This is a genomic window from Sphingopyxis sp. (genome assembly GCF_016463645.1).
Lineage (GTDB): Bacteria > Pseudomonadota > Alphaproteobacteria > Sphingomonadales > Sphingomonadaceae > Sphingopyxis.
Window position 1 is genome coordinate 8,441 of sequence record NZ_JAEMQX010000001.1, and the last position, 13,416, is coordinate 21,856.

The window sequence follows — 13,416 nt, forward strand, 5'->3', positions numbered from 1 at the left end:
GGCCAGTAGCAGGCCCTCCGACGCCGATTTCATGCGCCAATTGCAGTCTTGGGCGAGGAATGGGTGTGAGATACGTCCGGCGTGCGCACTGCGGAAACTTGCGTCTCGCGCGAGCGATATGGGAGGCACATTGGCTCCTGCCCCTCGAATCTGACCGGCCCCCACCGAGTGGTCCGCGTGGACTGTTAGGTGTTTAGTCCCAGCATGTGATGGAGTGGTTTCATATTGAAGATATCTGGCTTGGATTTCCGGAGCTCTTCGATGGCCTCGTAGGTTGTCTTGAAGCGCAGAGCCTTCAACTGCTTGGCGAAGTTGTAAGCGACGAGCCAGTCGCGGACATGGCGGCGCAGTTCATTGATCGACGTGTAATGGAAGGATTTGACGGTAGCCCGCTTGCGGCCGCGTCGCCACCTGACTGCTAGTCTCTCTTACTGATATAGGCGCTGGGTCTTCTTCCGGTTGATCATGATCCCCTCCCGACGCAGCAGGAAATGCAGGCGGCGGCAGCCGAACCAGCGACGCTGGTTGGCCAGTTCGCGCAGCTTTTCGCGAAGCTCAGCGTCAACGTCCCGCGTGGAACGGTACCGCACACCCTTGCGATCGGTATCGATGACCCGGCACGCCCGCCGCTCGCTCATCCCATGGCAGTCCCGGAGATGAGCCACAGCTTCGCGCTTCGCGCCCGGCGGCAGAATTTTTTGCCAGGAGATCCTTCAGCGCCGCTTTGTCCAGCATTGCATCGGCCAGCAGACGCTTCAACCTCGCGTTGTCGCTTTCGAGTTCCTTCAGCCGCCGAGCCTCCGAAACCTCGAGCCCGCCATACTTCGACTTCCAGTTGTAGATCGTCGCTTCCGCTATACCATATCGACGGGCCAAATAGGCGGTCTTCGCTCCAGCTTCGGCCTCCTTAAGCAAGCCAATGATCTGCTTTTCGGTGAACCTCAGTCACTTCGTCTCGTCCGTCCTTCCAACAGGGCCGGTCTCTCGTCCAGATCGGAGGAAAATCAGGGGGCCACATCACACTCGGCCACAGCCTCACAGCTTCACTCAATGCAGGCGTTTCGTCCAACGTTTGCATTGCCTTACGATGGCACCCCTCATTTCGCGCGGACTACTGCGAAGCTTCAGATCGTTGTTTCAAACGCCAGCGAAATGGCAAGCCCTCGTAAGACATAGCCTGCCTTGACCGTATATTTCAGCTTGGAGGCGCTATCGAGATTAATGAGACGTCCATCATTCCTTGCTGCAATAGCTGAGTCGAGATGCGGCTCCTCCGCCCTCACCCGAGAGGCGATAATAGGGACGGAACTATTTTCACCTATCATAAATTTAGTGTCGCGCCCGGGGAGCTACCCTTCCGACTTCGGTCGGCGGCCACACAACTTTTCACGATCGCCACCACCTCGTCTAGGCACCCAAGTATCTCTCGGGGTACTGCACGGCAAAGTCCGACTGGGATTGCGCGAAATCATCTGCCAGGTCTGCCCCAAATGGGCGCGAAGATTAGCAACTGGTCCTTGTCCCGCGACTGCGGGCATATGTTCGTCAAAATCCCACCACAATTCTCGGTCGCTGATTTCGTGCGCCAGGCCAAGGGGCGCTCCTCGCGCAAAATCCAGCAGGAGTTCGAAAACATGCGCAAGCGCTACTCGGAACAGCGCTTTTGACAACGCGATTACCTCTCGACCACCTCCGGCAACTTCACCCAATGACATCTTCAAGCGCTATTGACGTGACCCCCTGATTTTCCTCCACCGTTGATTAGAGTCCGGCCTTGAAGGAAGGACGGACAGATGAAGCGTACGAGGTTTTCAGAAGAGCAGATCATTGGTGTGCTGAAGGAAGCGGAGGCGGGGGCGAAGACCGGCGAGCTGGCGCGGCGGCATGGGGTGTCGGAAGCGACGATCTACAACTGGAAGGCCAAGTATGGCGGTCTTGAGGTGTCGGAGGCGAAGCGGCTCCGCTCGCTCGAGGATGAGAACGCGAAGCTGAAGCGGCTGCTTGCGGACGCGATGCTGGACAATGCGGCGCTGAAGGATCTTCTCACAAAAAAATGGTGACGCCCGCCGTTCAGCGGGAAGCGGTCGCGCATCTCCAGGCTTGCCATGGGATGAGCGAGCGGCGGGCGTGCCGTGTCACAGGCGCCGATCGGAAGAGCATGCGCTACCGGTCGCAGCGGGGTGACGATGCCGAGGTTCGGGAGAAGCTGCGCGATCTGGCGCAGCAGCGTCGTCGGTTCGGTTATCGACGCCTGCATATCCTGCTGCGCCGGGAGGGCGTGATGATCAACAGGAAGAAGACCCAGCGCCTGTATCGGGAAGAAGGGTTGATGGTCCGACGAAGACGCAACCGGCGCCGGGCGATCGGTGCGCGGGCTCCCGCTCCCGTGCTTGCGCTGCCGAACCAGCGCTGGAGCCTCGACTTTGTGCATGATCAGATGGCGTCAGGCCGGCGGTTCCGGGTGCTCAACATCGTCGACGACGTGACGCGGGAGTGCCTGCGCGCGGTGCCGGATACGTCGATCTCCGGGCGCCGGGTCGTGCGCGAGCTCAGCGATCTGATCGAGGAACGCGGCAGGCCGGGGATGATCGTCAGCGACAATGGGACCGAGCTGACATCGAACGCGGTGCTCGCATGGTGCGGTGAGGTCGGCGTCGAGTGGCATTATATCGCACCCGGCAAGCCGATGCAGAACGGCTATGTCGAGAGCTTCAACGGCCGAATGCGTGATGAGCTTCTGAACGAGACGCTGTTCCTCGACCTCGATCATGCCCGCACAGTGATCGCGGCCTGGGCCGAAGATTACAACCAGTCGCGGCCACACTCGGCCCTTGGATATGAGACACCGGCGGCGTTCGCCGCCGAACTGCATAAGCAATGGCCTGCGCAGCTACGCCCTTCGGGCTCCGCTGCGCAGGCCATTGCTTACACCGCGCTCATGCGCAACAAAGCTGCTGGGCTCTAATCCCGGCTGGTGGAAACCAGGGGGTCACGTCACTATTTTGACCGGCGTACCCACAAAAATGGCTTCAGCCCCTCCGCTTGAAGCTACGGGCGTCAGCCGGTCAGTCATTCAGAGCGGACTACTGAGCGTGACCACGGTTGCCGGCCATTTCGATCCCCCAGCAACGACTGCTGAATCGCTGTCATCCCGAGGTAAGGAACATAATTTGAAATGCTTTATTATAATCAGTAAGATCTTCCCTGGGTTCGGATCGCGAAAGAACGTTTAGGCCAATTATCTGACCAAGAGCCATAGTAGCAATTCGACGTGCATCGACTTCGCTTTTTCCAAGTTCGATGTAGGCATCTGCAATTAACCGAATCCGTTCTTGATCGACACGTTGGGTTGTTTTTGATGCCGCTTCAGAAACCCGGGCCCATTCTTGCAGGGCCCGCTCAACCGGTCCACCAGGGACATCGTACCTTTGATTAAATGCTAAACTGAAAAAATATCTTAGACGATCAATAGGATCGCTGAAACTGCGATTGGCGGCACGACCAATTATCCTTGTTGCAGTTTCGTACCAATATGAGAGGGCATCATTCAAAAGTGCGTCTCTTCCTTTAAAATGCCAATAAAAACTACCCTTTGTAACATTTAAATCTTTAGCAAGGGATTCTATTTGAATATTAGCGACACCCACCTCGCCAATGGTTTTGAGGGTGTGTTTTAGCCATGCGTCCTTCGATAGTTGCTTAGAATCGCCACTCTTACCCTTATCGTTAAGCATATATGTCCCAATATCTAATCTCGTGCCCAGCCAAGGTTGCATGATATCCGCTGGTTCGATAGGTAAGATTACACCCAAAACGCGTTTTCGTGCAGGAGATAAACTTTAAAGCAACGCGTCGACTCACCCCACTTTGCGACGACTGCGACGAAGTCCGGTGCATTTCTAGTATTGCGCAGAATGAGCTAAGATTGCGTGAACAAGTGAATTGTTGAGGTCCGCCCGATTTGGGGCCCAGATCCCCTGTATGGTTGAGATGAGAGTAACCACTCGGCGAAGAGGGGGCACTTGCGCAATTTTTCCCATATGGTCCTTTCTGAGGCTCGAAGTTGCCGTTCTGCCTTTGTGTACCCAGTCTGTTTCAATATCCGACGGCTTTTGATCAGCTCACGAGGTCGCCTTGCCAGAGCTATGGGCAACATGGGGGCTGGCAACGGTTGGCCACTGATAGCCCGGTTGGTTTATTGGGTCCACGTGAGATAAATCAAGACGAAACGAGCTCGTTGGCGGCATACTATCGAATCGCAGGAGACTTGAAACGACTCCTGGAAACACCAACGCAATTTTTTGGAGGGATCACGCCCCGCCTTTTGTGATCATCTTTCATGAAGGTAGCTGACGAGACCCCCGGCTGTCCCCCAGTTGGGATTAGAGCCATTCGGTTGCTTATACTCCTACCGAACCTTGGACCACGCGGGCCTGGAGTTTTCCACCTGGCTCAGGTCCGGTGGGTTGGTCGCACCGGCTGAGTTTGGCAGCAAGATCGGAGGGATATTCCAGATCGCGCTGTGCGGTCGCTCTTCGTCGTAGTGTCTACGTTACGCCTCCAGCTTTTCGCAAGCACCTTGCACAGCCTTCGCTGGTTTCCGGCCTCGTCGTGGTTGAGGATGCGGTCGCCCCCGCTCAGGAGCCCAGGCTCGAACGGCTTATCGATGCGGCACCGCTCTCGCCCAGCAACAGGAAGCGGTGCGCGTTCAAGCATTCACCCGTTGCTTGCTGTTGAACGCTTCGATGAACACGTTATCTGCGGGCTTACCAGGGCGAAAGAAGTCCAAGGTAACACCGCGCTGGTAAGCCCTCCGATCCATGTCTCGCGAGATGAACTCGCTGCCATTGTCCACCCGTATCGTCTTTGGATAGTCGATCTTCTGGCAAGCCTTTTCAGGCGTTGCGACCACATCTTCCCCCGGTAGCTGAACCGCGGATCGATCACAGGTGACAGACGCGAAGGCGCCCAACACTTCAACCGAACACATGCGCAACGAAGCGGTTTGACTTTGATTTTTTCCCGAGCAAATTTTGGGAGCTACGTTAATCAGCATCCGGTGTATCAAATGCCGAGACAACCGTTGCGCGGCCAACCGCGTTATCGGACGGATTCAAACGAGCCAGGTTGAGTGCAGGTCAACGGGCCGACCGGCCCCGGGTATCCGGGGATCAGCCATTTCATGCTCGCCACCGGAATATGTCGCTTCGACCATTTCTCGGTTGAGGCTTTCGTTCACCTTCGCCCCATTCAACACCTTTGCGTTCAATTATAATTATCCCTAATACTTTGATATCAGTCATCGATTGGGAGAAAACGATGTAGCCATTCACAATAGTCGTCGTGAGTTTTCACTTTTTCTCACCTCTCAGAACCGATATGAGATTCTTCAGCGGCGTCTCAGAGTCAACCAGCGCCTCGACCGCGACTTCTGCCCTTGCCTCCACTAGCTTAAGGCCTTGGACGTAGTCTTTCATCGCATTTACACAGTCGAGTGCGATGACCTTACCCCGTTTTAGGTAGATCACCGAAAAGCTTCGTTTGAACGGATCACCGCGTAGAACGGTCTTGTCATGGCCTGCAGATAGGCCAGCCGTCTGTAGCCTCAAGTCGTATTGATTGGACCAAAACCAAGGGGTCGCTAAATAAGGAACTTGGCTTCCGCACAGGTTTTTCGCAACTGTATTTGCCATCCCACCGGCGTTTTGCACACTCTCAATCCGGATCATCTTACCATCGGCAAAACTGTTGGCTTGAAGGGCGACATCGCCGATGGCGTGGACATGCGGCAGACTTGTACGGCAATACTCGTCGACGGCCACGCCATTAGGCGTATCGGCGCCAGCTGCGGAAAGTTGCTCGACGACGGGAACAATGCCTATGCCGACGATGACCATGTCGCAGTGGATAACTTCACCATTATCCAACTTCACGCCGGTGGCTTTGGTACCATCCCCTTGAATGCAGTCGACCACTGTATTGAGTCGAACCTGCACACCGTGCACTCTGTGCTGTGCCTCGAAGAACCGGGAAATCGCTTCGCACGCGACGCGGGCCAATACGCGTTCCATTGCTTCGAGTAACACGACAGTGCAGCCAAGTTTGCGTAGCACGGCTGCCGCTTCTAGTCCGATATAGCCGCCGCCGATCACCACGACCCGCCTCGCTCCGTTACCGAGTTGGCCCGTGATTGCGTCAACATCCCCCTTGTCGCGCACGGAGTGGATGCCTTGGAGGTCAGCGCCTTCGCAAGTTAGCTTGCGTGGTGAGCCGCCCGCGGCCCACACCAACTCTCCATAACCAAACGTTCGGCCATCCTGCAACGCAACGGTGCGAGCATCGGCATCAACCGCGACGACTTCACTACCAAGCATCAGGCGCACCTGCTTGTCTTTCCAAAAGCTGACGGGGCGAATCAGGATGCGTTCGAACTCTTTCTCACGCGCGAGATATTCCTTAGATAGAGGTGGTCGTTCGTAGGGTGGTTCTTTGTCTCGCCCCAACATGGCTATGGTGCCTTCAAAGCCATTCTGGCGGAGCGCCAGCGCAGTCTGGGCGCCACCGTGCCCAGTACCAACAATCAGCACGTCGAAACGATCAATCAACGCCGGTCCTCCTCAATGATTGGGACGCTCGATCCCGTCTGATGCTCAAATTTCGGCATCTGGCAAAACAGCCGAGAAGTCTCGGTGCAATTGCCGGAGCTGTGGGGCTCGTCGTTTCGGTCATAGTTCATGGATGGGGCGCTTTCTGGTATTACCAGCCCCGCCTGGTCCGGACATGTAGCGCCCCTACAGCAATCACGGCAATGCGTGAGTAGACCGCCTACTCCAATGACGTGACCCCAATCGAGGTGATGCTGGAGAGTACAGCTTGACTTTAATTCAGCGTTCCCTCCAGCCGTCAGGTTAGAATCTTAATTCTACACTTGCACCTATTTCGCGTGGGCGCTCATAAATGATGTATGCCCCGAGCGGACCCGGTGAGATCTGTTGAGCCACCGCTTCATTCGTAAGGTTCTTGGAGTAAACCCGGAATGTCAGATCATCATCTGGGCTAATCCAGCCGATCTCGGCTGAAAGCAGTTCATATGAATCCTGACCGAAAATGTTGAGGTAGTCGTAATAAACCTCACTCGAATGAAACAGGTTGCCGCCGATAAATGCTTCACCCTGAAACGCATCGAAAGTGTAGCGACCACCCAGCGTCAAAGTGAATTCTGGCGTACGGACAAGTTGATTTCCTGATGCGTCAGCCGAGGCAACCATGTTTCCCCCACCGGGCTGAGGAATGAACACCTGCGCACTTTCAAATTCATCGTAGGTGGCATGCGTGTAAGCCAGGGCAGCTCTCAGATTGAGGCCTCGCGTGGGCTCTGCTGAAAGTTCAAGCTCACCGCCGTAGATTTCCGCGCTTGCAGCATTCTGAAGAACGAAGGAATTGTCCGCCGCCCGCGCGGTAACTTGCAGATTGTCATAGGTATAATAGAAGGTCGCAAGGTTTGCGCGTAGCCATGGGAATGGATCGGATTTGATGCCGAATTCCAGTGCTTCGATGGTTTCGGGTTCGACAGCAACGCTGGAAGCGCTGAACGTGTTAAACGTGCCGCTCTTAAAGCCTGTCCCATAGGTCGCATAAAGGTTCAGGTCAGGTGAAGCTTCATACTGGACAGCCACCCGATAGGTAAACTTATCGAAATCTTCTTCTGCATCGGAGAAGAGCTGATTCCCGTTAATCCGTTGAGAAAACTTTCGTGTTTCAGTGGTGAACCGCCCGCCCAGAGTTACCGAAAGCCTTGGTGCCAACTCATAGGTTCCTTCGGCGAATGCCGCTATCGAAGAGTTCTTGACTTCAGGTTCAATCGTGATCGGCGTAACAGGGGTCGCCGTATCCTGGCGATTTATTAATATGAGCGGCTGCTCGCCCTCAAGCTGGTAGTAATAAACGCCGGCAGTCCAACTTAACGGACTGGCATTGTCCGAAATCAGACGAAGTTCCTGCGTGAATGTGTCGGGCTTTACCCGCATGTTCGTTTCACCAAGGAGGATGTTGGTGGCATCGGAATCTGCGATCTGATGGACGCGCGTCTTCATATAAGAACTAGTCGATTCAAGCATAACTCCGCCCAGATCAATCTGCCCCTTCAGCGCAAGATCGAGACGGGTGAATTCCGACAAGCCCGGTGTTCCAAAGGCGAAGTTCGAGATTTCCCAAGGCTCGTCAGAGATGATCGCTCCGGCGAATTGTGCGCCACGGGTGTTGCCTTCAAAAGGCTGGGCGGTCGCCGCAGTTTCTTCGTGCGTATCGACGTAGGCAACCGTCAGAACGAACTCAGCATCGTCGCTAGGTTGAAACAACAGCTTGGATCTGATGGAAGCAATTTCGGTATCGCCGACTGTGCCGCCGCTGACCAAGTCAGTCGCGTATCCATCTTGATTTCGGTACAGTACCGCCAGATCGGCAGCGATCGAGTCTGTCAACCCGCCGGTTGCATAGGCGCGGATGTCGAAATTGTTCGAGTCTTCGCGCAGTCGGCCCCAGCTTCCCCTTACCCAGGCCCGTGGCGCGAACTGCGGATCCGGCGTCACGACGTTAACCAAACCGCCGGTCGCATTACGACCGAATACCGTACCTTGCGGTCCGCGCAATACCTCTACCCGCGAAACTTCGACGAGATCAATCTGTGTCGAATAAGGATCGCCTTGGTACACCCCATCGACATACACGGCGACGTTCGATTCATCACCCACTGAGGTGCCGCTGGATCCTACGCCACGGATACTGGGCTGCATCACGTTCTGATTGCGCCCGCCATTGAATCCGGGCACAAGCTGGTTGAGTGAACGGACCTGCTCGACGCCGGATGTCGTCAGCGCTTCGGTAGAAACTGCCGTCACCGCGACTGGCACTTCCTGCAGGCTTTCCTCACGGCGAGTGGCGGTAACGATAATCGTCCCATTGCCTTCCTCAGCCTGTGCCTCGGTCGCTCCTGCGAACTCGCCCGCTTGATCCTCAGATGCACCCTGCGCAAAAGCTGCGGCCGGGCAGAGCAAAACCGGCAGCGCAGCCACCGTTGTTAAAAAGTATACTTTCATAAAACCTCCCCAATTTGGCATAATAAAATTAGCAATCTATTCCTGTATTACTTTGCAGTAATTTTATTGCCTTGCTTCCTCAAAAAATCTCTAGCCAGTTTCTCGAGCCTCTTTTTGTCCGGCTTGCGTGCGGGCGTCTTTGGAAGCTCGTCAAGCAAGACGATTGCTCGCGGAATCTTGTAGTTGGTCAGGTGCTCGGCGCAGTGATTTAGGAGTGTCTTTTCAGTAATCCCGGCCCCCTGGTCGATTGCTACAAAAGCAAAGGGCACTTCACCCTTGCGATCGTCAGGCACTGAGATTACAGCCACATCCGTGACCTCCGGAACTTGGGAAATTACTTCCTCGATCTCGCTGGGATAGACATTAAATCCCGCAACAATGAGCATGTCTTTCTTGCGGTCGACGACTGTCAGAAAACCATCCGAAGTCAAACATCCGATGTCCCCGGTGGGGAGCCATCCGTCATCTGCACATGGTGGAAGGCCCATGTATTGCTCAATGACACGTTCTCCGCGGATCAAAATTTCACCGTTCTCATTCGGATCCAGCCGCTTGCCACTTCCATCGAGCGCAGCAATGGCCACCTCGATACCGGGCAATGGGAGGCCAGCAGTGCCGTACTTGTGCGAGCCGTCGAGTGGTTGCGCCGTCAGTGGGCCGCCTTCTGTCATGCCAAATGCCTCGAGTATCGGAAGGCCGGTCTTGGCCTCCCAACGCAGAAGGGTTTGCCGAGAGAATACCGAACCGCCGCCAGGGCACAGCCACAGCGCAGATAAGTCGGCATCAGGGGCTGCAAGGAGTCCCTGATAGATAGCCGCCGGACCACCGCTGAAGACGCTGACCCTGTGCTTTTCCATCAGACCTGCCGTGACGTCTGGCTGGAAGCGCGGAACGATTACGAGGGGAGCGCGCCCATAAACAGGATTGAAGCACCCCATGTGCAGGCCCCAGACATGGCTGACGGGGGCAACATTAAGCCAGACTTCTTCGTATAGGCGAGTAGGCCAAGCGGTTTGCATTGCCTTGATGCAGCTCATTTCCGAGCTTTGAGAGCGCCGGACACCCTTCGGTGCGCCCGTCGATCCACCCGTAAACATGATTATACAGGGGCTTTCGCCCGTTATTTCGAGTCCCGGCCGCTCTGGCGGCGTTTCCAGCAACTGCTCGATCGCAATGCCGCCCTCGCCCACGATCGCTAGTGGTTTACCAATGCTGCCGGCGGTGGCACCGGCGACCGTGGCGTTCTGTCCACCCGCCAGAACGAGATCGGGCTCCGCAATCCCGAACAACACTCCAAGTTCGCGCGGCGTATATTCGGCATTGACCATCGAAATCTCGGCACCAGCGCTCAATGCAGCGAAAATGGCGACGTTTGCCTCGATAGAATTCGGGATGGAAATCGCGACACGGCCTGATGGCGGGACAATCTCGCCAATGCGCGCAGCGAGACCTGCAACCGCAGAACCGTACTGCTCGTATGAGAGTTTTCGATCTCCCTCAATCAGTGCCAGCTTTTCAGGACAAGCTTCTACCGCGTCCCAGAACATGGTCACGACATCACTATATTCTTCGCGCAGGAAAGCTCGATCGCCTTCACTGAGACGACGAAGTATCTCGGTTCTGGTTTTCGACATCTGCATAAATACCATTTCGCCGGAAACTGTGTTAAGGATTTTGCGGCCAAGAAATACGGCTAGCGAGGATTTCAATTGCGACGGAGAAATGCGCGTATTTGGTCCAGAAACTGATGCTCACGCTCTAGCTGGACCCAGTGGCCGCATTGACCATAGACATGCATCTCGGAGCGCTTGAGGTGTTCGTGCATTCGCACTGCAACATGCAATGGAATCATCTTGTCTTCGCGGCCGTGCAGAATCAGCGTTGGCGCATCGATAGCTTTCAACTGCTCCAGCGGAATGCCCTTGACGATTCGTGGACCTTTCGATGCTTGATCAGCGCCAGGCTGCAGCTTGCGGATTGTCTCTTTCCCGCTGGCGATTTCCGCCACACGCAGGCGCGCGGCCACTGCCTCGTCGGTAACTATTGACGGATCGTATGGGAATGCCTTCATCATAGCGCGCATGGCGTCCATGCTGGGCTCGAAGGATCGGCTGTCCGCCAATCCCTGCGTCTGCTCAAACTCACCAGCCGGTGTGCCCATAAGAATAAGCGAGCGCACCTTGTCGGAATGAAAAGCCATCATTCCCAGCGCGAGGGCACCACCGAAGCTGTTGCCGACCAGCGTTACGCGGTCGAGGCCAAGGGCTTCTATAAAGCCCGCCAGATGCCGCGTCCACAGTTTGATGCCCGGCTTCTCTCCTTCAGGCAGTTGGCTAAAGCCGAAGCCCACGATGTCGGGGGCCAGAACCCTGTGCGTTTCCCCAAGTTTTGGTAGGATTCCTCGCCAGTTTTGCCAGGCGGTCACGCCCGGACCCGAACCGTGAAGGAGGATGACGGGGTCACCTTCTCCACAATCGTGATAATTTGTCTGGATACCGTCGACGTCTATCGACAACCCGATATCGGGAAGCTCCGTATTACCGGGCATACCTCTCTCCAAAGCAGCATTTCGCCAAATTCTTCTTCCTTGTCTGTTGCGAGGGACCTTGGAAGATGTCAATACGCTGGAGTATGGATGGTTGATGTGAAATAGACAAAAAACCAGAGGGTGAGAATTGATGGGAAAACTTTCGGGCCAAACAGCGTTAATCACTGGCGCGGCTTCAGGTATCGGCAAGGCAGTGGCGATACGTCTCGTCGAGGAAGGAGCGAATGTAGTTGCGTTGGATCGCAATGCCGACGCTCTCGCGGATTTGTCGGATCACTTGGGGGATCGGTGCTCTGTCCTCGCGGGAGATTGCACAGAGGCTGCGATCTGCGAAGCGGGCGTCGAACTTGCGCAGGAAAAATTCGGAAAACTGGACACCACGATAGCGAACGCCGGCGTTTACGACTGGTACAAGCGTATAGATCGCATGAAAATGGAAGACGTGGAGGCAGCGTTCGAGGAATTGTTCCGAATTAATGTGCTGTCGACTTTGCTCTTGGCGCGAGCTTCCGCAGATGCGTTGCGGAAATCCACGGGCTCTCTGATAGTGACCTGCTCCAATGCTAGTTTCAGAGCTGGCGGCGGTGGCACATTGTACACTGCCAGCAAGTTCGCACTGCGGGGCATAGTTTATCAACTTGCTTATGAATGGGCGCCGCAAATCCGCGTTAACGGCGTTGCTCCTGGCGGGACTGTCACGGGCCTTTCGGGATTGGACACACTGGAGAGCGCATCGCGTCGTCTCGATTCCGAACAGCGCACAGTTGAAATGGTGGCGAAGGCATCGCCACTGGCAAGGGCGGCAGAGGCGGAAGATCATGCCGGATGCTATGTGCTTCTCGCGTCACCTAGAGATGGAGTAAACCTAAATGGAACGATCCTGGTCAGCGATGGCGGATTGATCTCGCGAATGGGTTAGGCCGAGCACTTCAAGTCTTGTTACTTCGCTTCTCGCGAACCTCGTCCCCTGGCATTCGCAAAACATCGGAAACTGCCTCTGCCGCTTCAACGATGCGCGGAAAAAGCGTCAGCAAATCCTGTTCCGCTTTCTCGGGATCAACGTCGTTGCAGACCTCGGTGACTGACACCGCCGCCAACAGGCCGGTCCTGCCCCGTATCGGCACCGCGAGGCAGCGCAGCTCTGGATACATCTCCCCTCGATCTATCGCCCATCCCTGTCGGCGTACGCCGTTGATTTCTTGTCTCAGGTCATCGACATCGAATATTGTGTTGTCCGTAAGAGGAACGAAATCGCCCAAGGCAAGATAGTCTTCAAGCCTGTCCCGTTCCAGTTGAGCAAGCAGGGCCTTGCCAATCGCTGTGCAGTAAGCCTCGAGCTCGATCTCCTCCCGAGAAGGAGACCGTCGGCACCCGGATTCGGCCTTGACCAAATAGCGTACAAGATTGTCACGAAAGACGCCCAGATGCACCGTACGCCTGCAAGTCTTGGCGAGGTCTGCCATAATGGGCCGGGTTGCAGTGGTAATAATCGAATCGATATCCGCACGTACCGCTATTTCCACGCTGGCGATGCCGAGAGCGTATAATCCTCGACGTTGCCGGATTACAAATTTGCGCTCGACCAACGGCCTCAAGAGCCGGTGAGCTGTAGAAACGGGAATGCCGGTATGTTCGCAGATTTCCCTTACCGTCTTGGGCGCCGACGAAAGGCAACCGATCAGGTCGAGTATTCGCTCGACAACCGATGTGCTGGATGCATCGTTCATCTTGTCGCTCCTCTCACAGAGTGAGGCTCTAGGCCTCAATTGCCGC

General features: G+C 55.7%; 9 protein-coding genes and 3 pseudogenes. 3 read left to right on the forward strand and 9 right to left on the reverse strand.

Annotation, left to right across the window (positions count from 1 at the left end; all coding sequences use genetic code 11):
• Positions 1-185 precede the first annotated feature (185 nt).
• A pseudogene (locus JHC57_RS00035) lies at positions 186-389 on the reverse strand (IS481 family transposase); the annotation flags it as partial.
• Positions 390-431: 42 nt separating this feature from the next.
• A pseudogene (locus tag JHC57_RS00040) lies at positions 432-945 on the reverse strand (transposase); the annotation flags it as partial.
• 545 nt (positions 946-1,490) lie between these two features.
• Between JHC57_RS00040 and JHC57_RS00045 the strand changes: the two are divergent.
• Both JHC57_RS00045 and JHC57_RS00050 read left to right on the forward strand, forming a co-directional pair.
• Entirely contained in the window at positions 1,491-1,667 is a 177-nt protein-coding gene (locus JHC57_RS00045) for a transposase (RefSeq protein ID WP_228766238.1), read from the forward strand.
• A 126-nt stretch (positions 1,668-1,793) separates the two neighbouring features.
• Positions 1,794-2,965 (forward strand): IS3-like element ISSpma3 family transposase gene (locus JHC57_RS00050; protein WP_294027687.1). Its coding sequence is split into 2 segments (ribosomal slippage): positions 1,794-2,046 and positions 2,046-2,965, totalling 1,173 coding nucleotides; the frame shifts between segments, so codons are not numbered across the junction.
• A gap of 181 nt (positions 2,966-3,146) precedes the next feature.
• On the opposite strand, the gene JHC57_RS00055 is transcribed toward JHC57_RS00050, so the two are convergent.
• From JHC57_RS00055 to JHC57_RS00080, 6 genes and pseudogenes are all read right to left on the reverse strand, one after another.
• Positions 3,147-3,776, reverse strand: a complete 630-nt coding sequence (locus JHC57_RS00055; protein WP_082737149.1) for a TetR/AcrR family transcriptional regulator — start codon at positions 3,774-3,776, stop codon at positions 3,147-3,149.
• Positions 3,777-4,679: 903 nt separating this feature from the next.
• Positions 4,680-4,962: pseudogene (locus JHC57_RS00060) on the reverse strand (DDE-type integrase/transposase/recombinase); the annotation flags it as partial.
• A 389-nt stretch (positions 4,963-5,351) separates the two neighbouring features.
• Entirely contained in the window at positions 5,352-6,602 is a 1,251-nt protein-coding gene (locus JHC57_RS00065) for an NAD(P)/FAD-dependent oxidoreductase (RefSeq protein WP_067186978.1), read from the reverse strand.
• Positions 6,603-6,908: 306 nt separating this feature from the next.
• Entirely contained in the window at positions 6,909-9,095 is a 2,187-nt protein-coding gene (locus JHC57_RS00070; RefSeq protein ID WP_170935377.1) for a TonB-dependent receptor, read from the reverse strand.
• 47 nt (positions 9,096-9,142) lie between these two features.
• Positions 9,143-10,735 (reverse strand): AMP-binding protein, encoded by a 1,593-nt coding sequence (locus JHC57_RS00075; RefSeq protein WP_067182370.1) that lies wholly within the window; start codon positions 10,733-10,735, stop codon positions 9,143-9,145.
• Positions 10,736-10,800: 65 nt separating this feature from the next.
• A complete protein-coding gene (locus JHC57_RS00080) occupies positions 10,801-11,643 on the reverse strand; it encodes an alpha/beta hydrolase (RefSeq protein ID WP_067182368.1) in 843 nt (280 codons plus the stop codon).
• A gap of 130 nt (positions 11,644-11,773) precedes the next feature.
• Here JHC57_RS00080 and JHC57_RS00085 point away from each other — a divergent pair, with 130 nt between their 5' ends.
• Complete coding sequence (locus JHC57_RS00085; RefSeq protein WP_082737146.1) at positions 11,774-12,562, forward strand: SDR family NAD(P)-dependent oxidoreductase; 789 nt, start codon at positions 11,774-11,776, stop codon at positions 12,560-12,562.
• 10 nt (positions 12,563-12,572) lie between these two features.
• Here the strand turns inward: JHC57_RS00085 and JHC57_RS00090 are convergent, their stop codons facing one another.
• A complete protein-coding gene (locus tag JHC57_RS00090) occupies positions 12,573-13,370 on the reverse strand; it encodes an IclR family transcriptional regulator (RefSeq protein WP_067182365.1) in 798 nt (265 codons plus the stop codon).
• Between the last annotated feature and the right edge of the window lie 46 nt (positions 13,371-13,416).